Source organism: Bacteroidota bacterium (assembly GCA_026391695.1).
In the GTDB taxonomy this organism is placed as follows: domain Bacteria; phylum Bacteroidota; class Bacteroidia; order Bacteroidales; family JAGONC01; genus JAPLDP01.
In genome coordinates, this window is sequence record JAPLDP010000064.1 from 26064 (window position 1) to 48025 (window position 21962).

17 protein-coding genes are annotated in these 21962 nt (G+C 40.3%); 2 read left to right on the top strand and 15 right to left on the bottom strand.

What is annotated here, in order from left to right:
* Positions 1-25 precede the first annotated feature (25 nt).
* Positions 26-1528: a hypothetical protein gene (locus NT175_08020; GenBank protein MCX6234653.1), complete on the bottom strand. Its 1503-nt coding sequence runs from the start codon at positions 1526-1528 to the stop codon at positions 26-28.
* 46 nt (positions 1529-1574) lie between these two features.
* Here NT175_08020 and NT175_08025 point away from each other — a divergent pair, with 46 nt between their 5' ends.
* Both NT175_08025 and NT175_08030 read left to right on the top strand, forming a co-directional pair.
* Positions 1575-2309, top strand: a complete 735-nt coding sequence (locus tag NT175_08025; protein ID MCX6234654.1) for a glycosyltransferase family 2 protein — start codon at positions 1575-1577, stop codon at positions 2307-2309.
* 171 nt (positions 2310-2480) lie between these two features.
* A complete protein-coding gene (locus tag NT175_08030; protein ID MCX6234655.1) occupies positions 2481-3215 on the top strand; it encodes a class I SAM-dependent methyltransferase in 735 nt (244 codons plus the stop codon).
* Positions 3216-3300: 85 nt separating this feature from the next.
* On the opposite strand, the gene NT175_08035 is transcribed toward NT175_08030, so the two are convergent.
* The 14 genes from NT175_08035 to NT175_08100 all read right to left on the bottom strand — a co-directional run bounded on the left by NT175_08035 (position 3301) and on the right by NT175_08100 (position 21886).
* Positions 3301-4521: a Coenzyme F420 hydrogenase/dehydrogenase, beta subunit C-terminal domain gene (locus NT175_08035; GenBank protein MCX6234656.1), complete on the bottom strand. Its 1221-nt coding sequence runs from the start codon at positions 4519-4521 to the stop codon at positions 3301-3303.
* Between the two features lie 234 nt (positions 4522-4755).
* Complete coding sequence (locus NT175_08040) at positions 4756-6360, bottom strand: hypothetical protein (protein ID MCX6234657.1); 1605 nt, start codon at positions 6358-6360, stop codon at positions 4756-4758.
* A complete protein-coding gene (locus NT175_08045; protein ID MCX6234658.1) occupies positions 6361-7311 on the bottom strand; it encodes a lysylphosphatidylglycerol synthase transmembrane domain-containing protein in 951 nt (316 codons plus the stop codon). It lies immediately after the preceding gene.
* A 24-nt stretch (positions 7312-7335) separates the two neighbouring features.
* Complete coding sequence (locus tag NT175_08050; GenBank protein MCX6234659.1) at positions 7336-8319, bottom strand: glycosyltransferase family 2 protein; 984 nt, start codon at positions 8317-8319, stop codon at positions 7336-7338.
* A complete protein-coding gene (locus NT175_08055) occupies positions 8316-9095 on the bottom strand; it encodes a hypothetical protein (protein ID MCX6234660.1) in 780 nt (259 codons plus the stop codon). The genes NT175_08050 and NT175_08055 overlap by 4 nt, the downstream gene beginning before the upstream one ends.
* 787 nt (positions 9096-9882) lie before the next feature.
* Positions 9883-11199 carry a hypothetical protein gene (locus NT175_08060; GenBank protein ID MCX6234661.1) on the bottom strand — a complete coding sequence of 439 codons (1317 nt, stop codon included), beginning with the start codon at positions 11197-11199 and terminating at the stop codon, positions 9883-9885.
* 7 nt (positions 11200-11206) lie between these two features.
* Entirely contained in the window at positions 11207-12475 is a 1269-nt protein-coding gene (locus NT175_08065) for an MBOAT family protein (GenBank protein MCX6234662.1), read from the bottom strand.
* 213 nt (positions 12476-12688) lie between these two features.
* Positions 12689-14101: a hypothetical protein gene (locus tag NT175_08070; GenBank protein ID MCX6234663.1), complete on the bottom strand. Its 1413-nt coding sequence runs from the start codon at positions 14099-14101 to the stop codon at positions 12689-12691.
* Between the two features lie 34 nt (positions 14102-14135).
* Entirely contained in the window at positions 14136-15980 is a 1845-nt protein-coding gene (locus NT175_08075; GenBank protein ID MCX6234664.1) for a hypothetical protein, read from the bottom strand.
* Positions 15981-15982: 2 nt separating this feature from the next.
* Positions 15983-16738, bottom strand: a complete 756-nt coding sequence (locus NT175_08080) for a glycosyltransferase family 2 protein (GenBank protein MCX6234665.1) — start codon at positions 16736-16738, stop codon at positions 15983-15985.
* A gap of 18 nt (positions 16739-16756) precedes the next feature.
* Positions 16757-19015 carry a transglycosylase domain-containing protein gene (locus NT175_08085; protein ID MCX6234666.1) on the bottom strand — a complete coding sequence of 753 codons (2259 nt, stop codon included), beginning with the start codon at positions 19013-19015 and terminating at the stop codon, positions 16757-16759.
* A 31-nt stretch (positions 19016-19046) separates the two neighbouring features.
* On the bottom strand, positions 19047-19484 hold the full coding sequence (locus NT175_08090) for a gliding motility lipoprotein GldH (GenBank protein MCX6234667.1): 438 nt from the start codon (positions 19482-19484) through the stop codon (positions 19047-19049).
* 75 nt (positions 19485-19559) lie between these two features.
* Positions 19560-20696, bottom strand: a complete 1137-nt coding sequence (ricT, locus tag NT175_08095) for a regulatory iron-sulfur-containing complex subunit RicT (GenBank protein MCX6234668.1) — start codon at positions 20694-20696, stop codon at positions 19560-19562.
* A gap of 47 nt (positions 20697-20743) precedes the next feature.
* Positions 20744-21886, bottom strand: coding sequence for a hypothetical protein (locus tag NT175_08100; GenBank protein MCX6234669.1), 1143 nt, complete (start codon positions 21884-21886; stop codon positions 20744-20746).
* Between the last annotated feature and the right edge of the window lie 76 nt (positions 21887-21962).

Sequence of the window (21962 nt, forward strand, 5' to 3'; positions counted from 1 at the left end):
TACGTAGAATTCTTTTACACAATAATTATACTCTCATCAGTATGATAGAATAATCATCGTTGTATACCACCTTCCACCCCGAATCCTTCAGGCGTTGCTCCAGAAAAGACTTTTCATAATCAGTCATTATCACTTTATAGAAAAAAATGACATTAAACTTATATTTTTCCAGGCCCTCATTCCATTTTTCAGGTTTCTGCATGATTTGGCGGTAATTGTCCCTGATGAATGTTGAGGGGTATGCTTCCGGGCGTGCATCATAGAAAACCTTTTCCTGAGGAAAAAGATGAAAGATCAGATAGCTGCCGATATTCATATTATTCAGTATTGGACCTGAAAGTTTATTTTTCCTGAAAAAATAAGCGGCATTGTTCATTTTTTCATTTTCGATGCCTAATCCTGATATCTTGAGCATTGAAAAAGAATGAATTATAAAAAAGTTGATGATCACGTAAGATATCATGCAATATAAGATGGTCTGAAGCCGAATATTGTAATTTTCAACAATGATTTTGTGATTCAGGGCCATGATTGGGATCATCATCAAACCAAATATACATTCAAAGCGGTTCATTCTCCAGGCCAATATACTGATGAATAAAAACAATAGTAAATAAACGCACAGTGATCTAAGATTTTTCTTGATAAGCACCAAAACCAAGTTCACCGCTGCTATTAAGAAAATGAGCTTGAAATAGAAAAAGTAGACATTCTGAAATAAATGACCTTCCTCCAAAAAGGGAACCGGAAAATTTTCGGTGATCTGCATATCAAAATTGTGAAAGATTGTCAAGGGTTCTAAGAGAGCCTTGACATGGAACGGGCTTACCATACTCGACAGGACCAAAGCACCCAGAAGGATGGAATGGTTTTTAATCGATTTATGATTGATAAGGTTATGAAGCCAGAACGCACCAACAAAGACAAAATTGAAAACGAAGAAGATATGTATATTCACCCAGAGGATCTGAATGATGACAAGTGTAATCAAAAGCCATTTAAAACCGATCTCTTTGAGATCAAACCTGATCAACATAAAGAAAGCTATGCCAGAGAATAGGTAGCTGAAATTCTCCGGCCTCACCTCCACCCTGGACATTAGCAAGGGAACGACAAGTAGAGAGAATAAAAAAGCTAATTTGAAACCGACTAATCTTTCGGCTGATTTGTAGAAGAAAAATAAAGCTAAAACTATTAACAGAGTGTTAAAAGCTGATAGTACTTCGAAGCCTGACATCTTCCAAATGACATAATATATAACTCCCACACCCCAGTGATGGGTGGGAAATAGGAAATTGGTGTTGGTATATGAATAATAATTTGTGGAAAGGATTTTATGCTCTTTGAAAAAGATTTCGCCATTTTTGATGTGCCTTCCTGCATCTGAAACCATAAAATTGATCTTCCGGGAATATAGGAAAGCCACCCATATCAGAAAGATGAGAAGCAAAAGGTATTTCCAGTACCTGGAATATTTTTTAATAAATTTGTTAACTGTATTCCATATCGATTTGACCAATAATTTCATATGGATCCTTTCTGCAATACTACACAAAAATAAATTTAATCATTCTATGAATCACAAAAAACTTTCTGTCATCATTCCGGCATATAATGAAGCTAAAACTATTCATTTGATAATGGATAAAGTGTGCCGGGTGACACTGAGCGGTGATCTGTCGAAAGAGCTTATTGTTGTGAATGATTATTCCGGGGATGATACGGCAACTGTTGTTGAAGCTTATATTGATCTGCATAAAGATCACACGATTAAATTATTCAACCAGCCTGTGAACATGGGTAAAGGGGCTGCATTGCACAGGGGAATTCAGGAGGCTACAGGTGATTATATAATCATTCAGGATGCCGACCTGGAATATGATCCTGAAGAATATAACATCCTTCTGAAACCGATGCTTGAAGGATACGCCGATGTGGTTTACGGATCGCGATTCATAGGTGGTAATCCCCACCGCATTCTGTTTTTCTGGCATACCATCGGCAACAGGCTTCTCACCTTTATCTCAAACATGTTCACTAATCTGAATCTGACCGATATGGAAACCTGTTACAAGCTATTCAGGGCGGAAATCATTAAGAAGATTCTATTCAAAGAGAACCGTTTTGGATTTGAACCGGAGGTGACTGCTAAGATTGCCAGATTCTCTGGTATCAGGATATATGAAGTTGGTATTTCTTACTATGGCAGGACGTATGAGGAGGGGAAGAAGATCGGCGCCAAAGACGGTTTCCGGGCGATATATTGCATCCTGAAATACAACATCTTCAGCCGAAGATACCTCAAATAAACTCTCTGTGCCCACTGTGCCTCCTCTGTGTTCTCTGTGATACTTGTATTTATTTAAAAGTGACACAGAGAGCCACAGAGAAAGCACAGTGAAACACAGAGGTAATATTGGGTTTTAGTTATTTGCGACTCATAGTTAAACTTTTTTTAATCTTAAAATTTTACATCAGACATGGAAGATCCCTCACAACCTAAAGGAATTCTGTCAGGCAATTATGCACTTGAAAGAAAAAATAAACCTGAATTGATCTTTCGTTATAAAACCCGTGCCAGGGTGGTCGTTAATTCAGCAAGTAGATATTTGAAAAAATCAAAGGGCTTACATGTCCTTGATATGGGATCAGCCGAAGGTCTTACCTTGCAGGAGATGGACAGGCTAATGCCCGAAAGTGATTTTATCGGAATTGAATTCTCCAAAGAACTTATTGAATCTGCATCTTACATCCCTTTTAATATAAAAATCATTCAGGGAGATGTAACTTGTCTTCCTGCTGAATTACCCAGAAACTTCTACGATATAGTATCTGCACTTGCGCTTCTTGAACATTTAAATAATCCTGTCAAGGCCATTCAAGAAGCGTATGAAGTTTTAAAACCGGGCGGGATATTTGTGGCTACCTGCCCGGTCCCCTCCTGGGATAATCTCTCAAATAAAATAGGGCTGTTAAAAGAAGACCATCATGAATCTGATATGTATAAGAAGGAATTAGTTAATACCTTGCAGATGGGTGGTTTTGAAATCCTTGAATACCGACGTTTCATGTTTGCCCCGGTTTCATTTTTACCTTATTTACATATTTATCCCCCTCCGCATATATCACTTAAACTAGACAAGATCATTGAAACTCTTCGATTATTCAATTTTCTATTTGTAAATCAAATGATTATTGGGGAAAAAGCTATTTAACTTTGTGCCCTCTATGTCTCTCTGTGATACTTGTATTTATAAAAAAAGTGACATAGAGAGGCACAGAAAATCACAGAAGAGCATTTTAAAGATCCTCCCTCTTAACAGAGAATGTGATTCTCTTCCAGAACACTTTAAATGAATTGAATGTCTTTCCGACAAAACCGGAAGGCAGCATATCCACCACCCAGGTCACCAAACGGGTCCGCAGGATCACCAAGATGACACTCATCGTAAATTCGAACACACGTCGCTTGAAATTGATATTAGATGGAAATGACAGATTGTAATCAGGCCGGAATTTCCGGCGTTTCATCCGGATAAAGGCACCCCTTTTCTTGTTATCATACATGTGCGAGTGCATCTTCACCGCCTCCTGCTCCGTTAAAGGTAGTACCTCCACCACGCCTTCATCGATCATTTGATCCAGGATGGCTTTTCCGGCTTTCGAACGGGCCATGACGATCGAGAAGCCCTTGCCTCTCTCTTCATATACCGGCGCCCAGGCATCCCCGACGGATATATCCGCGAACTCATTGGCAACATCGATGCACACCCTGCAGCGGTCCATCATGTGAAAAGGGATCAGGTAGTTTGCGTGGAATTTGGGAAGCTGGTATACCCTGCCACTTTTCATCTCCACGCGCATATTCCCCGGCCATTCGCCATGCCTGAACTGCAGGTCGGCGATCTCCCTGTAGTCTTTCTCGCCATGTGAGCGGAGAAAACTCCTTATGGACGAAAAATGCAGGTTTAGTCCGCAATAGGGAGCGATGATACAGCCGATTTTTTTAACTGAAGGATGCCCGGCCATCTGCAATTTGCGGATCGAATGCACCTGGCATGGAAGGCCTACATACGTCAACGTGCCATTGAACTGTTCCATCTCTGGCAAAAGCTCGTTTACCGGCGTTACCAGGTACTTGCTCTGGGCAGCCGACAGTACCTCTTCGCGAGTGGTGGCTATGAATGGCCTGGGCAGCCAGGGCTCTTTGGCCGACATACCCAAAACCACTGCACCTTGGATCATGTTCCTTTCCAGCAACCAGATCAGGGCTGTAGAGATCACGCCGGCACTGCCTCCCCGCCTGCGGATAGTGGGATCGGAAGAGAACGCGATGAGTAGGTTGCGATAGGTACCGAAATAGGGATGGTGGATGCCCTTTCCGCCGAAAACAAATTGATTCAGCGCCGGAAAGTTCACCTCCTCACCGGAGCAGGCCGTCCAGAGATCCCGGGCAAGGGTATCGCTCAGTTTCTGCTCAATCTGGGGCAATATCGTTCCTATGCGATCGGTGAACCGCATCTGGCCCTGGCTTAGCCCTATGCAGCTACCGCAGCGGGTACAGAGGCCGTGATCAATCACATGCTGGATTTTCTGCAAATCCGTCATCATCCGAATCAAATTATATCTCCGTATATCACTGTGCCTCTCCTCTGTGACCTCTGTGATACTTGCATTTATTAAAAGGCGACACAGAGATGCACAGAGAAGGCACGGAGGGCCACAGAGAAAAAATATTAGTGGTTTACAAAATTTTTAAAACTCAATTTCTGATTTAATTTTTATTTCATTCACTCCAGGTTTTAATCTGATTCTATCTTCACTTAGCACAATCATCTCCTCAGGGACGAAATTCCCGGCACTCGCCACATGCCGCAACGAATAATGCGGCGCACGGTAAAGCTCCAATCCCTTCAAACCACCACCCGTAAACGTGTCCTCAATAACAACTTGATCGTTTTTCAATTCAACGGTGCGGACAAATTCTACATCGATTGACGGACTTGAAAAGATCATCGCTTTTCTCAGCCAGGTCATCAACCGGTGTCCAAACAGGTAACTGACCACCCTCAGGATCACATGCCTTAAAGGCGACGATTTCATCCAACCATGTTTTGACAACCGTCCCCTGATGATGATCTTATCCTCCGCTGATCTCTCAACCTGATATCCGGCATCCAGCCAGTGGGTCACCCCCACCTTACCTTTTCCCAGTCTTGCCCGCCATCCAAAATTAACCTCCCTGATCCCTTTCCTGTCAAAGACATTGACAATTCCCCCCTTCTTTGCATACACATACATACTTTTCACCCCGGCATAATGCCGGATCCAGATACCGGCCTGTTCCAGGTATTGGTTGAAAAGCTTATCAGCGGGTAACTGTATGCTTTGCTCGGTCATTTTTTCCAGATAAGGAAGGCTGCGGTAACACGATTGATACACATAGTGACACGTATACCGGTCATCAGTCCGGTGAAGGAAATGTCCCGGATCAGATGTCTGGCTAAAAAGAGTCCGGACAATTTTTGCCGTCAGTGGGCTTTTCTCAGCCATCCTGATAAGTCCGTAAGGAACAATATAATCCGTATTTCGCGCGTTGATCATCACCGGTGTATGCCCTGACACGGATATCAGCTTTGAAATGTAATCGGCTGCTTTTTCCAACGCCAGCGATATCTTCTTATCACCGGTTATTTCATAGATATCCCAGAGACAGTCTATAGTAACGGATAAATAACCGGCATCCGTACCCCCGTATTCCGGGAACCAACCTTCAGGTGACTGACCATTAAGAAATTCATCCAATCGGTTTCTAAGCTTAGCCAGATCGATCTGTATGCCCGGAATTCCTCTGCAAAGAAACAAACCTGCCAATCCGGCAGCTTCTTGGTTAAAGGCTTGAACCTCGCGGTGCGACATCAGCCAATTAGCTGCTTTCTGTATGGCCTTCTTTACCTGCTCATTTTCAATATTGTACTGCCTTTCCCGGGCGACGAGTCCGACAGCATATAAACTGAATGCCGTTGGGGGATAGCCCGATTCATAAGGATAATATTCATTGAATGCCCCGCTGCGAAGTTGCTGCGATGCCCAGAAAATAAGTGCGCCATCCACCCATTTCAGGGCATACGGATGCAGATACAATGGATTGCCGGGAAAATCAAGGTGATAAAGAGTGTGTGGGATCAGCATGCCTTGTTGCAGGATCATCGACGAAAAGTCCCTTATCTTGTAATGCCAGAAATTCCTGTCAAAGCATCCGAAAGTGCATGAATCCTCATCCCTGTCGAGCTGAGTGAGAATTCCCTGTAACCGGGTAAGCAGGTAGCTTCGGAATTGATGTATATTGAAATTCGTCATTTACGACTCCTTTGTTTGTATAAAAAAGAAAGGCAATCCAACCAGTGCAGCAATGATAATCCTGAATAGCGACATAAGTCCGACTCCAGCCAATGTGGCATAAGATGCTGCCCCTTTAAAAAATGTGATGATTACTGCATCGCGGGGGCCCAGCCCGGCAATGGAAACCGGAAGAGCTCCCGCAAGCAGGGCCAGGAAACAACCAGTATACACGTTTACCAGCGATATCCTGATACCGAACATCCAGAAAATAATAAAAAATTCAAATCCCTGTACCAGCCATAACAGGATGGATATCAACAGATACCACTGGATATGCTGATCAAAATGCCCGATGACCTGCTTCCATCTGAAATAAAAAAAGTCACCGCTTTTTTTATTCAGATAGCCTTTAAACCTCTTTTCAATCCATGAAGATATCCCTTTTCTGAAATAATAGAGCAGGACAACTGTCATTATGAACAGTCCAAGGATTAGAGTAATGAGGTTCAGGATAGATAAGTTGTTGTCTGTTAACATAATATAAACAACAAGGAATATAAAGAGGTTCATGATGACAGCTAGCAAATCAAGTGATTTTTCGAGCATTACCAGAATCAACACAGGCGTATTGAGTGGAAGCTTCCGCATCCAGGGTATACGGACAAACTCTCCCATCTTCCCTGGGATCACAAGGTTGGCGCTGTAACTTCCGACTACCTGTTGAAAGGATTTGTAAAAAGTTTGTGTTACGCCTCCGATGCGTCGTACCATGACTTTCCAACGCACGGTGGCCAAGAAGAACTGGGGAATGAATGACAAAAGGAACACAAGGGCTGGAAGGAGCCTTATTTGCCTGAATGTGGCAGCCAGCTGTACAAAATCCATTTTCCGGTAAATCAGCCACAGGATTACACCGCTTAGCAAAATCGAAAGAAAAAGTTTGATATACTTTTTTAATTGATCCTTCATATATGGACTATCCCACAGGAGATATTATTTCTTATTTCCAGATTTCACAGGTTCCTTTTTCTGAACTTCAGCTTCCAATTCAAGTTTCCGTAAGCGATACTGGTTCTCCTCTAAAATTTTCCGGTTAACTGCAATAAGATCGGCTACAAAACCCAGAAAAAAGAAAAATACGCCGGTCAGGATCAGGATCGCGGTCAGTATGAGACTGGGCAACCGGGTCCGTTCGGTACCAATGATAAAAAATATCAGCCATCTCAGGCCCAGGATAAATCCGGCAGTAAAGGTGATGGATCCGAAAAAGACAAAAAACTTCAGCGGTTGATATGTGATGAATATCCTGAGTATAGTGAGGATAGATATCTTGATGTATGCCGGAATGCTTTTTACCAGGCGCGATGGTCTCAAGTCTTCATTCACGCTGACAGGGACCCATGTGATGGCCATATTTTTTCTCCCCGCCTGGATAATCGTCTCGAGTGTGTATGTATAGTCGTTGAATACATTAATCTGCATAGCTGCATTACGCGAAAAAGCACGGAATCCGCTAGGCGCATCAGGTATGTCGGTGGCACTTGCCTTTCTCACCACCCAAGAACCCAACCGCTGCATCTGTTTCTTGATCCACGAAAAATGTTTGATCTGCTGGATGGGGCGCACACCGATCACCATATCAGCTTTCCCGTCAAGGATGGGACGTGTCAGTGCAGGAATGTCATCGGCATTGTATTGATTATCGGCATCCGTGTTGACGATCACATCAGCTCCTAACTTCATACAAGCCTCGGTACCGGCCATAAATACTTTGGCAAGACCCTGATTTTTTTTGAAAGAAATGATATGATCTACACCAAATTCCTCAGCTACTTTAACAGTATCATCAGTACTCCCATCGTCGATAATTAAAATTTCAGTGCAATCGAATCCCTCAACTATTTTGGGTAACGCATTTAAGGTAATTGCCAGAGTTTTAGCTTCGTTATAACAGGGTATTTGTATGATTAGTTTCATAGATTTTCTGACTGATCGTGAGGTTTTGATGATAACTGGTCTTTAATCCGTAAAAGTCTGAGATATATAATGATCATTGCAATTAAATCAACTAGCCAGGCAACCCTTGGCTGAAAACGGTTTGAAACATCAGCAAGACTTGATGTAACTGCCGCGTTATACAGATACCCCAGTCCACAAATGATAATTAAAAGTATCATCCTGTCCGAGATCTTCCTATTATAACAGGCCCAGAAGATAATGATGACGGAGAATCCAAGAGTAAAGTAATTTATCAGATCACTGGTATTGAATTTTAACATTCCCCAGCTCTGACGCGTGTTCATAAACTCATCGATTTCATTCTTTAAATGATGTTTTATCGGGTAATATGGTGCAGAATTTTCCCGGTAAGAGTCCACTCCACAGCCAAGTCCAAGGCTGAAAAGCTGACGGCATGTACCTTTAATATCTTCCCAAATGTATAACTTAAGATATCTTGGTGTTGTGAGAATATCACGCACCACTGGTGCAAATATACTATCCGCTTTCTCCCATTGGGGCATAGGATAACCAATACCTCCAAGATAGGATTTCTTTGCCCAGAGGAAGTCGTTAAAAGAGGTTGGTAATAATTCAATGCTATCACACAGGATACTATTAATACTGCTAACCTTTCCGCAATTTTCAACCAGGTACTTTTTTAAAATGCCATCCTCTGCGAGCCGTGCTGATAAGAAAACATTGGATGTCAGACTTAATCGGAATCCTTTCCCATGATAATAATGATTAGACATTAGAAATAAAACTGAACACATCAATCCGGTTGTCAATAATGCCAACCTCCTGACTGCTTTTCTCCTGCTTATAAATAGCTTTGATTTGAATAAAATGATAACTGAAAATGTGAGTATCAGCAAAAAGGAAATAAGGATATTACTAAAGTGAGAAATCAGAAAAAAGAATAATACAGTCAAATAGATTATTGCGTCAAATAGGGTCAACTTCTTTTCAGATAGAACTATGAAAAAAACCATAAAAACTCCTGCGGTAAAAATGTCCGGCATAAGTTGAGAACAATACCATCCAAAACCTGATATTAATACTAAAATTATGATGATTGAAAAATGCATGAAATATATTCTCCTATTGGGTATTAACAGACTAATTACTTTAAAGATGAGAAGATTCATAATTAGAGACTGAGCATATATAACCGTCCACATAGTAAACTGCCATGAAAAAATCCTGATAAACAAACCATAACCGATAGGTCGTGTATTAGGAGGTATTAGTGTAAAGGATGAAAGCATATATGTTCCGGAATCAGAAGTCACTAAGGGATACCCATTATAGAAAGCCGGACCACAGATTACCAGGGTTGACAGCAAAAAATAAAGAATGCTTTTAAACGTATTTGCTGAGACCAACGGGTTTGATTTATGAATCATACTTTTATATTATTTGGTATCTCTAATTTCCTGCTTATAGGGTGATGAATCTGAGGATTATCCATCTTTTATCTGGATATAAAGATAAGATAATATGATTAAAGCCACTAGAATCTGGAGCCAAGATAGTCTTTTATTTCTTATTATGATTCTCTTTCATATAAACCCATTTGGCATCTAACTTTAACATTTCTTCGACCGTAATACCCTTCTTAATGGCTTTCTGTTTTATCTCGTTAAACCAGGTACTGTCATTTCGGATATCCAACTCAATAGTGCGAATCCTATCCTCATCCAATTCTTGATTCACTGCCAGTTCCTGCTTTTGCTTTATCAGATTATACACATCTTCCTCAAATCCGAAAGCAAATTTATAAAGATTAGCATCGGTTGATAAGATGACCACCACATCACAACGTTCAATTTCATCTAAAACATTGATCTGTTTGATATCTTTCCCTCCCGGATAACCGGTACCATAGGCGATATTGAAATAGTACCAAAACTTATCAGAATTATATATCCTTTGAGTGATGCCAGAACCATGGAGATTCCAGTAATAGCTGTCGGCAATAGTGATAACATTGGGCTTATAAGTTAAAGAATCTTCCCTGAAATAGAGTTTTGGATATGCCATTGGGTAGTAAGGAATATTAAATAATAAATTCATTCCTTCAGCAAGATCATAATCTGGCACACGAAGGCTATCACTTACTTCGACAACATTCCAGCCAAAGTCAACCATGTTTTTCTGTTTCAGGTTCTCAATATATCGGATGATTGAATCCATAGCAATAGCAACTCCATAAGAACTCCAATGGATACCACATTGGGGATACAGCGGATAAGTCACAGTATCCTTCATTGCGACAAAATATTCATCAAAATCAATGAAATTAATGTGCTGATTCTGGAAGGTCTTAACAAGGTATTCACGGTTGGATATTGATTTTGCTTCAGGATGATAATGACGTGGAATGTACTCAGGGAAAAAAGTTGCTTTTCCGGGTGCAAAAATAACTATCAGATCAACACCTACTTTTTTTAGTTCATCCTGAATGAATTTTATTTTATATGTTTTGTCGTCCCAATACTCTTTGCCTTTGAAGTCCAGACCAAGATAAGCCTTAATATAATTTTTTTCATATAAATAGTTCTTCTTGCCAACAACCACCTCGCTGGCATTGGCCATTCCGAATAAAGTAAAGGAAATCTGGTTGTTCAATCTGACCAATATTGGATGGAAACCGATGTTTTCTTCCAGATATTTATTGAAGGGATCCTGGAAAACACCTGCAAAGAAATCCTTAAAAGTAAATATAGGTTCCTTAATTGGCTGATAATAACCGTTTAAAGGATTAATCCTGAATAATTGGAATGTCTTCTGGATAACTGGAAAGAACAGTAAAATCACAATAATGAAATACCCGATATATTTTACTCTGGTCATTAAATCCCTAAAATCTGAAATAAATGAACGGATTAAATCCAGTAGAGGTGATGGCACTTAAACTGATAATAAATAAAATGAAAGAAGCGACAACCATCGTGATTATAGTACTGTTCTTCTGAATTTTACCAAAGATTATTTCTTGCCATTTTTCAATTTTACTGAATGCAGCCCAGAAGGCGAAGATTACCGCAAAAACCATCATTGTCCAGAAACGGGCATCAAAGGACATCCCTGTGTTACTGAAATTAAAGTTGAACATGGTTTTAAGATACATCCATGCATGATCCAAGGTGTTAGCGCGGAAAAAAACCCATCCAATCAGGATTATGAAAAAAGTTATAGTCATGCTTGGTATTTTACCAATCCTATTATAAAACCTGACCAGGAATAAACGGTCAGCAACAAGGAATACCCCCTGATAGGCTCCCCAGAGAACGAAGTTCCAGGCTGCTCCGTGCCACAAACCCGATAAGAGAAAAACAACCCATAGGTTGAAGTATAACCTTGCAGTCGACACTTTGTTTCCTCCAAGCGGGATATAAAGATAATCTTTCATGAACCTACCCAGTGTCATATGCCACCGTCTCCAGAATTCGGTTATACTTTGGGAAATATATGGATTGTTGAAATTCTCAGGGAAGTCAAATCCAATCATTCTTGCCAGTCCGATGGTCATATCTGAATAACCGGAGAAATCATAATAAATCTGAAATGCATAAGCCACAATCCCAATCCATGCCGTCGAGGAAGTCAAATCTCCTCCACTGAGGGCAAAAATCCTATCGACCTGCTCTCCGAGAACATTGGCTATTAGTACTTTTTTTGCTAAACCAATGGTAAAACGGAAAAGGCCGGTTAATCGGTTGTCTATTGTTTCATTATATCCGCGATCTTCGATCTGGTCGGCAATTAAATTAAACCTCACAATAGGCCCAGCTATAAGATGCGGAAACATGAGAATATAAAAAGCATAATCCCATACTTTTTTAAGTGGGGCATGAATTTTCCGGTAAACATCAACAGTATAGGTGATCTTCTGAAACGTAAAAAACGAAATACCAATCGGAAGAGCGATTTTAGTCCAGAGTACAGATTTTAATCCAAAACTATTCAGGATAGCATCAAGATTTTCGATAAAGAAGTTCGCATATTTAAAATAAACCAGAAGACCTAAATTAAGAATGAGTGAAAGCGTCAGAAAGAATTTTCTTCTCCTGCCTTCAGCAGCCGACATGTAATTGACTAAGTAAAACTCAATCAGTATGGAAGCCAATACTATAAATATGAACTTGGGAGCACCCCACGCAAAAAAGAAAATACTCGCTAAAAGAGTAAATACATTCTTATACTTTGGGTCAACGATGAAGTATATCAGTAAATAGAAGGGAAGGAAATATAAAAGAAAAAGGCTACTACTGAAAACCATATCAAACTATATCATTCCAAACATGCGGATAAATGAAAATGGCAAATTTAGTAAATTTTATCAAATCCCCTTTTCCCTCTCCCGTTTCATTTTTGCTTCATGAATTTTCTCTTCAACGCCTTTATAATCAGGAAATTCAAGATACTTGTAGAACATTGGCGTTGGTTTTAGTTTCCCAAATGACTCCCAATAAGCCTTCTTGGTCATTGAAACATAATGGATAGCACCATTCCTATACTGGGCTATTTGGAAAAGATTATGTGCGATCATTAACGTAATCAGAAAAAGAAATGAAATTCTAACAACAATTCTCCGGTCAAAGACCCATTGTATGAATGCGGCAAAAGGTAATGCCAGCAGACCGTAAGAATCTACGAAAGCTCTCAAACCAAAACTACCACCATACCACCAGAAACACCAGGAAGAAATTATATAAATATTTATAACTATAAAAACCAGAACAGGAAGAAAGGCTTCTTTCCAATATTTAATTAAAAAAGGTATGCCTGTTAATGAAAATATCATAATAGGTGTATATAACAGCCACCCTTTCCGATAGCTGAACAACACATTGATGATTTGGGGATCATTGAAAAAGAACCATGCCCTGTCACCATATGAGAAATAGAAAAATGAACCTGTGATCTTATGCCAATAGAGGAATTGTGGAATCCACATGACGAAAAAAGCAACCATCATGATAAGAATCTTCCAATAAGACTTCATTAAGTAAATGAGTCGGTTAAGGAATGAACTCCAAGAAGTTATTCCCCATAAGAAAAATAGAATGATAATCAATCCGTTTGTAGGACGTATCAGGGTGATTAATCCTATCACAAGGCCGAGAAGCACACTGTTAAGAGCCGAGGATTTCTCTAACCATTTTATTAATAAATACAAATAGATAATGATAAAAGAGAAATTATAAGCATGTGACATGGGGGCTTCATATGTCGAATAGTATAAAAGATTGGTACCAATAACAACGGCAAACAGTGTTATTGAAGTGACTAATGGCGAGAAATGTCTTGATAAAATCTTTCTTAAGCAATACAATCCTATTGCCAGATAAAAGACGCAACTGACTAATAAAGCTATTTTATAAGGAATCGAATAACCATTGGCATCATACCCAAACAAGGGTGCCGATACATGAGCAATGGTAAAAAAAGGAGAATAGAGAAGCGATAGTCCATATGTAAATTGAATGAGTTTCTTATTTTCAGGCGTAATAAGAACCCATAGCTTGTCCCTATAAAAGTCAATATCCTTGTATGCCCAATCAAGAGTGACATCGTTGTGAATTATGACAGCTGGCAGATATAAATAATAGGCCAGAACATCACTTTCAATTACTCTCTTTGGTTTATTCCAATCTTGTGTAATTCCAATATAGAAAATGACGATAATAATAATAATCCAATTTGTGATTCTGGGCAAACGATTCAGAAAAACAGGTTTATTAACTTTCATAGAGCCATTGCTTTAATAATGATGGGGTATCGAATTAATAGTTTCTCTCAAACACTTCTACCATAAAATCATCTACAAATACTTCTGCTTTTCCGGGATTCCATAAATATACATTCAGGTCATCTCTTTTAGTCCGGGGAAATGGAGTCATATAATCCATTGTAACTCGGTTCCATTCATTCATCTTCAGATCCAGATCGGAAATATTCAAAGTCTTGTATTGATAGTTTGCGCCTTTATGTGAGAAAGTCATAACAAGAAACAAGGGTTTGCCCTTTAGCTCTGAGACTGGATAAATGTATGCACTTGCTCGTATCCAGGCATGGTCCTTACTGGTCAGATCCTTGAATTTTGCGGCAATGTTAGGTGAGAATTCAACAGTACTATCCATTTTTAAAGATGAATGTCCTGAATGTGCGAAAGATGTGATATAATGCTTTGTGGCAAAGTCTGACCCATCCATCTCAAAATCAAGATTGCGCAAAATCCTCCCGTTGTAATCCTGTTGATTGGTAAAAATTTCAGTACCTGTATATGATCGTTCGACTAACAGAAGCTTTTTATCTTCCTGGCTGACCTTTGTTTTGCCGAAAATCCTGAAATAGTAAGATCTGGTCATCCTCGATGGATCAAGAACACCATAAAGGATTTGCCAGGTCTGAAAAAGATTAAGAAAGATCAGAAATGAAAAGACAATGCCAACACTAATCCGTACTAATTTCTTTGAAACAGTGAGAGCAGAAAGAAAATAGCCCATTGGCAGTGCGAGAATGGCATAGGACTGAATGACATTTTTCTGGCCGAGGCTCTCACCCCAACAAGTCGACCAACTTGATACAATATACAGGTTTACAATGAAATAAATGAACGAAGCATAAAAGGCATACTTATTTTTTTTGTAGAAGAAATAAAAACCAGAAATGGCAAAAATCATAATAGGTGTATAGATAAGCCATCCTTTTGTGAAACCGAATAAAAATGTCAACGTCGGGGGGTTCAGGAACTCGAATCCCTCACCAGCATTGCCACTATAACTGTAAAACAGGAATTTACCAGTGAAAACCTTATAATAAATAAGCTGCATGAATAAAATCAATCCTGCAATTAATACTGCGATTATTACTTGTCTTTTATTTTGACTTATCAGGTTTAGTTTTTCCCTGATGGATTGTTTGTCGATTATTCCCCATAATAATGGTATCAGGACACACGCAATTTCCGGAGGTCTACTGAGAATAATAATACCAATAATAATACCTATAGAAACAGCATATCTGAATCTTGGGGTCTCATGCCATTTCAATGTTGACCATATAAGTGAAGCATATAAAGTGAACAGGTAATTATGGTTCATGGCATTGGCACCATAAAACGCATTATGATAAAAGAAATTGGTGCCAATAATCAGAATGATCAAGACAAAAGTCGTGATACGGTCATTAAAATAATTCAACAGAACCTTTCTGAGAACGAATAGACCGGTCAGAGTAAAGATAATGCCCCATATAAGTATCGCATACTGATAAGGTGCAGAGAAACCATCAGGAGTGAAACCAAAAAGCAGTGCTATAATATGTCCGGCAAAAAATGCCGGAGAATAGATGAGGGCCATCCCCATAGAATAGCGCATAACCCATTCACCGGATGGCAACTGAACAGCTTGATAAAATGTGGCTGTACTATGATATATATCAATTATGTGCTGAACAACGGAAATATCTTTTAAACCTAAATCACCATACAGGAACAATTCAGGTAACCATAAGTAGTAGCCGAAAACATCCCACGACAAAATATTTGAAGGCAGGTATAAAAAATTAAACAGGATGATAATGATCCCAAGGAAGATGGTGACAGTGAGTGAAAGACGATTTTTCATAATCAGCTATTGGATGTACTCTTGAACCGCTTTGTATTTAATAGTCCTATCTTGTTCAGAAAATAGCTGAGCGACACCATTAAAACACCGAAGGCGTAAATTGTAGCGTTTCTCAGGTTGATGGATGATGCTTCTTTAAAATATTTTGTAGGACATGTAATTTCAGCTATTTCATATCCGGCATAGAATATCTGTGCCAGCAGCTGGTTATCAAATACAAAATTATCAGAATTAGCTTCGTAATTGATATTTTCAAGGACTTCCCGCGAAAAAGCCCTAAAGCCTGTATGATACTCCGAAAGTTTTTGATTAAGTAATAAATTCTGAACTAATGTGAGAAAACGGTTGGAAACGTACTTAATCCATGGCATTCCTCCTTTTAAGGCTCCTTTGCCCAGAATACGTGAGCCAAGAACAACGGGATAAAGACCTGTAGCGATAATGTAAGCCATCGAAGGGATCAGCAATGGCGTGTACTGGTAATCGGGATGCAGCATGATAATAATGTCGGCACCAATTTCCAGGGCCTTGTTGTAACAGGTCTTCTGATTACTGCCGTATCCTTTATTTATTTCATGGACAATGATATGATGAATTCCAATTTCATGCGCCAGACGAACTGTTTCATCAGTACTCTTATCATCAACCAGAATCACCTCATCCACGATGTCAAAGGGTATCTCATGGTAGGTTTGCTTAAGTGTCTGCTCGGCATTGTATGCTGGCAGGACAATAACCACTTTTTTACCGTATATCATTCCTGATCCAGTTTCAGATTAAAAGTCTTCCTCATCAAAGCGATTTTTTACTGTATTTCTGGTTTTTTGCTTTGTACAATCTATATCTACCGAAAGTGGCTTTAATGGCCTTTCAAAATCACCCCGGGAAATATTCAACAAGGGATCTGCATAGATTTTTTTCATATATATGGCCCAGATAGGTAATGCCATATTGGCACCCTGGCCGAGAGCCATTGAGCGGAAATGGGCTGCACGATCTTCACAACCCACCCATATACCAGTGACCAGGTCGGGTGTAATACCCATGAACCATCCATCAGAGTAATTCTGAGTGGTTCCTGTTTTACCTGCTATTGGATTAATAAACCTATATTTCAACCGTAGCCGGATGCCAGTGCCTGTCTCAACCACCCCTTTCATCAAAGCCAGCATGAGATATGCCGTTTCTTCACTCATGGCCTCCTGCTGTTTGGGAATAAAAGTTTCGATCACATTCCCATGCTTATCCTCAATACGCGTTATAAAAATGGGTTCTTTATATATTCCCTTACTGGCAAAAACGTTAAAGGCACCTGTCATTTCATACAATGACAGATCGGCTGAGCCGAGAGCAATAGAATATACCGGAGGAATTTCGCTGGTAATACCCATCTTCTGTGCCATCACGATGACAGCCTGTGGTGTATAGCGCTTCATCAGGTAGGCAGATATCCAATTGTTGGAGTGGGCCAGCGCTTCCTTTAATGTTATCATCTGTCCCATTTTGTATTCAGAGGTATTTTCTGGGGACCAAATATCACCGTTTTCCAATGTGATACTATACTGAATATTCGGAACCTCGGTACATGGCGAATATTCGCCTTCCTGCATAGCCAGACTGTAAAGGATCGGTTTAAAGGTCGATCCAACCTGACGTTTGCCATAAATGACATTATCGAATTTGAAATACAGGTAATCCGGAGCACATACATAAGCCCTGACAAAACCGGTGTTCGGTTCTATCGACATCATGCCTGCCCGTAAAAAGAACTTATAATACCGTATAGAATCCATTGGAGCCATCACGGTATCAAAGTCCCCTTTCCACGAGAAAACATTCATTTTTACCGGTGTCCTGAATGATAGCATTATAGAGTCTTCAGCCATGCCGGCCTCTTTCAGGGTTCGATACCTATCGCTGCGTTTGACAGCTTGCATCATAAGGCTGTTGATCTCTTTTGTGGCCTCACCAAGTTCAAACACAAAGGGAGCATTATAGTGACGTTTCCAGTGATCATAGAATGCAGGCTGCAGATCCTTGCCAAGATGCTCATTCACAGCTTCCTCAGCGTAAATCTGCATCTTCGAATTAATAGTTGTATATATCCTCAGACCGTCTTTATATAAATTGTACGGTGTGCCATCCGTTTTGTAATGTTCTTCGCACCATTTAGCCAGTTTGCCCCTGAGGTATTCCCGAAAATGTTTGGCTAGTCCTGCAGTATGATCCTGAATTGTATATTTCGACATATCCAATGGCGAAGCCATCAACGTTTCATACTGCTCACTAGTGATGAAATTATATTTTGCCATCTGATGTAACACTGTCTCCCTTCTTTTCAGTGCGCGGTCGGGATGGGTGATAGGGCTGTACCAGGATGGCGCCTTTAAAATACCGATAAGCAATGCGGATTCATCAATGGTCAGCTCTCCGGATTCTTTATTAAAAAATGTTTTAGCTGCCGACTTTATTCCATAGGCCTGGCTCCCAAAAGGAACAGTATTGAAATACATGGCAATAATCTCTTCCTTTGTATAATTGCGTTCCAGTTTCACTGCAGTGACCCACTCCTTCAGCTTGACAAAAATGGTCTCAATCAGGGTGCGGTCGGGCTTACGGGGAAAAAGATTCTTTGCCAGCTGTTGAGTGATGGTGCTACCCCCTCCTTTCTGTTTGCCTGTCAGGACACCAAACATCACTCTGAATACCGCCTTGACATCTACACCGGAGTGCCTGGTAAACCTGATATCCTCCGTGGCAATGAGTGCCTGAACAAGGCTTGGTGACAACTCTGTATAGGTCACGTTGGAGCGGTTCTCTATATAATATGTTCCGAGGACCTGCTGGTCAGCAGAGATGATTTCCGATGCCAGATTACTCCTTGGATTCTCCAATTCCTCGAAGGAGGGCATAAAACCCAGCCATCCCAGCGAAATGATTGCAAAAAGGAGAATGATAAACAGTAACACACCTCCATAGAAGAACCAGAAGTACTTCACATATTTTTTAACGTTATTATGGTTTTTTTTATCCATAATATCCTTTGTGTTATCCAGTATCGCTATGTCAGTGTTTTTCAATCCGGAGCCCGATATCTGTAATGCCCTGCAGGTCTACGACTCTCATTGCCTGCTCGACAGAGAACAAATATGTACCACTTCTGGGAAACCGAACCATGCTCTTAAAGCGAATACGGTTATCCTTAATCTTTCCTATTCCTTTTCCAAGCCACCTACCCTGTAAATCAGCCAGCTGGCATTCCAGCGTGTCGCGAAAAAGCTGACCATCGGGAAACTGTGTATTGAAAAAGATGAACATATTGCTATACGGATAATCGGTTGTGTTGCGTATGTTTATATAAAAATCATAGAAGATCGTCGTATCCTTTATCTGAACGTCAAATTTCTTTATATCATATCTGTTCCAAAGATTTTTATCAGTTGGCAGGTAATTCTCATATACTCTTTTTGGATCGCACGAGGTCAGTAATATAAGGATGATCAAAGGTAAGAGGTGACGATATTTTATTTGAGGATGCACGATCATGAATGTGGGTTATCAGGTGATAAGTGGAGATGGTCATTTTCGTCTCTCTTCACGGTCTAAATCATCGAATCGCCGCAGGTCATCCTGGCCGACAACATTCTCGAAGTCAACAGCTTTCTGTTCTTTTAAATCGGAAAAGTTTTCCAATTTTTCCGGGAAATTACCCTTTGCATTACGCTCGATGATCTCGCGGACTTTATCAACCGGGATAGCCAGTACATTAGCCTGATCATTCACATAGGAATACCACATCACTTTACGGAAAATGTCGGTTTTCTGGTGTATAGCTTCACCTTTTTGGGTTTTAAGAATGATTTCGTTGTTAGGGAATTCTTTAAGGGCGTCGAGATAAGTTTCAAATTCGTAGTTGAGACAGCATTTAAGCTTGCTGCATTGGCCGGTAAGTTTTTGTGGATTGGGAGAAAGCTGCTGGACCCTGGCAGCAGTGGTGGTGACAGAACGGAAGCTGGTAAGCCACGTGGAGCAACACAATTCTCTGCCGCATGTGCCGATACCTCCCAGCCTGCTTGACTCCTGCCTTACACCTATCTGGCGCATCTCAATGCGCACTTTGAATTCTTCAGCAAGTACCTTGATCAATTCCCTGAAATCAACACGTTCCTCGGCTGTATAATAAAAAATAGCTTTTGTACCATCACCCTGGTATTCCACATCGTTTACTTTCATTTTTAAGTTAAGCTGGCCAGCCATTTTTCTTGCCTTGAACATCGTTATGTCCTCATTCTCAACAGCTGTTATCCATTTTTCAATATCCGATGTACGGGCTTTCCTGTATACCTTCTTGATATCTTCTGAAGCGGGATTTATCTTCCTTTTCTTCATCTGAATACGAACAACCTCGCCGGTGAGCGTAACGATACCCAGATCATGCCCCGGTGCAGCTTCAACAGCAACAATATCACCTGTATGAAGATCAATGCCTTCCGGCACACGGAAATAATCTTTCCGGCTGTTCTTGAACCTGACTTCAATGCAATCGAAAAGCTTATAACCACCCGGGAATACAAGGTCTTTCAACCAGTCATAAGTGTCCAGTTTACTGCAACCATGGCTATAAATGGTATCATTTTTCTGGTAAAGCTGTGGCTCTGCGGAGCAACCTCTCGATAAAAAATTATTCTTCCTGACTTCCTGTGGATTCTCTTCCATTTATATGATCCGTTAAGGAAACAAAATTATAAAAAATTTCCTTATGATCAGGATGCCTTCATTTTAAGTAACTGGCTAATCTTCAGCGACAGGTCCATAAACAGGATGGAAGGATTGGCATTCCGTTCAATATGAAATATAGCTTTATTCAGCTCATCATAAAATAAATCGGCATTGGCAGCATTGATATAAGGCGCAAAGTTTAAAGCAAATTTCTGCTCTAAAGGATTCAGCCTTGTCATTTCCGATTTCCCGAATTGCATCACCAGGCATTCCCTTACAAATTTTAAGGTATAAACCATAAACTCTTTCTGCTTTTCGCGGCCTATGCCGGCTATCTCCTCAACAAATTTTTCGATATCGGCAATCTTGCGCTGGTAGCACATCCTCATCCAGGTACTGAAGTTATTGAAATGACTTATTGCGTTTTCAGGCTCGCCGAGCAACCTGATGGCCTGATGAAAATTCCCGTCAACAAGACTCACAATATCGATAACTTCCTCCTCTTTCCTGTTTCTAAACCTCATTTTCAAAACGTCATAAAGCTCTGCATCTGTCAGTTTCGGAATCTTGACAAGATGAGTCCGGGATAGAATTGTATTGATAATTTGGTCTTGATTTTCCGAGACAAGGAGAAACAGGGTTTTATCAGGCGGCTCTTCAAGGATCTTCAGGATTTTCGGTGCTGCAGCATGATAGAGCTTTTCAACCATCCAAATGATCATCACTTTGTATTCCGATTCATAGGATTTGTAGCTCAGGGTGCGGAGTATCTCATTGCAGTCATCAGCATTGATGATGCCCTGCCTGTTCTCTATCTCAATTTTTTCATACCAGTCGCCCAAGGATATATAACCGTTATTTTCGATCAGGAGTTCACGCCAGTCTCTGAGGAAATTATTGCTTACCGGATCTTTGGGAACTTCTTTTGTCGCTGCCACCGGGAAAATGAAATGCAGATCAGGATGGATAAGCTTATTGTATTTAATACATGAAGGGCAATGGCCGCAAGAATCGCCATTTTCCCTTTTTTCACAATTAATATACTGGGCATAAGCGATAGCTAAAGCCAGCTTACCACTGCCTTCCGGTCCGAGAAAAAGCTGAGCATGGCTGATGCGGCTGTCTCTGACCGTTTGGATAAGACGCTGCTTAAGAGTTTTCTGGCCGATGATATCACTAAACCGCATCAGGGTATATTATATTCAACGATACCTTCTGTATATAGGATTGTCTTAAAAGTGTTTTGACCTTGCATTTATGCCT

What these genes read in the sequence shown, in the direction of transcription:
- NT175_08035 (MCX6234656.1), bottom strand. Translation starts at nt 4,521, where the DNA reads ATGCGGTTCACCGATCGCATAGGAACGATATTGCCCCAGATTGAGCAG.
- NT175_08055 (MCX6234660.1), bottom strand. Translation starts at nt 9,095, where the DNA reads ATGTCTAATCATTATTATCATGGGAAAGGATTCCGATTAAGTCTGACA.
- NT175_08050 (MCX6234659.1), bottom strand. Translation starts at nt 8,319, where the DNA reads ATGAAACTAATCATACAAATACCCTGTTATAACGAAGCTAAAACTCTG.
- ricT (MCX6234668.1), bottom strand. Translation starts at nt 20,696, where the DNA reads ATGGAAGAGAATCCACAGGAAGTCAGGAAGAATAATTTTTTATCGAGA.
- NT175_08025 (MCX6234654.1), top strand. Translation starts at nt 1,575, where the DNA reads ATGAATCACAAAAAACTTTCTGTCATCATTCCGGCATATAATGAAGCT.
- NT175_08020 (MCX6234653.1), bottom strand. Translation starts at nt 1,528, where the DNA reads ATGAAATTATTGGTCAAATCGATATGGAATACAGTTAACAAATTTATT.
- NT175_08085 (MCX6234666.1), bottom strand. Translation starts at nt 19,015, where the DNA reads ATGGATAAAAAAAACCATAATAACGTTAAAAAATATGTGAAGTACTTC.
- NT175_08075 (MCX6234664.1), bottom strand. Translation starts at nt 15,980, where the DNA reads ATGAAAAATCGTCTTTCACTCACTGTCACCATCTTCCTTGGGATCATT.
- NT175_08045 (MCX6234658.1), bottom strand. Translation starts at nt 7,311, where the DNA reads ATGAAGGATCAATTAAAAAAGTATATCAAACTTTTTCTTTCGATTTTG.
- NT175_08070 (MCX6234663.1), bottom strand. Translation starts at nt 14,101, where the DNA reads ATGAAAGTTAATAAACCTGTTTTTCTGAATCGTTTGCCCAGAATCACA.
- NT175_08040 (MCX6234657.1), bottom strand. Translation starts at nt 6,360, where the DNA reads ATGACGAATTTCAATATACATCAATTCCGAAGCTACCTGCTTACCCGG.
- NT175_08080 (MCX6234665.1), bottom strand. Translation starts at nt 16,738, where the DNA reads ATGATATACGGTAAAAAAGTGGTTATTGTCCTGCCAGCATACAATGCC.
- NT175_08100 (MCX6234669.1), bottom strand. Translation starts at nt 21,886, where the DNA reads ATGCGGTTTAGTGATATCATCGGCCAGAAAACTCTTAAGCAGCGTCTT.
- NT175_08060 (MCX6234661.1), bottom strand. Translation starts at nt 11,199, where the DNA reads ATGACCAGAGTAAAATATATCGGGTATTTCATTATTGTGATTTTACTG.
- NT175_08030 (MCX6234655.1), top strand. Translation starts at nt 2,481, where the DNA reads ATGGAAGATCCCTCACAACCTAAAGGAATTCTGTCAGGCAATTATGCA.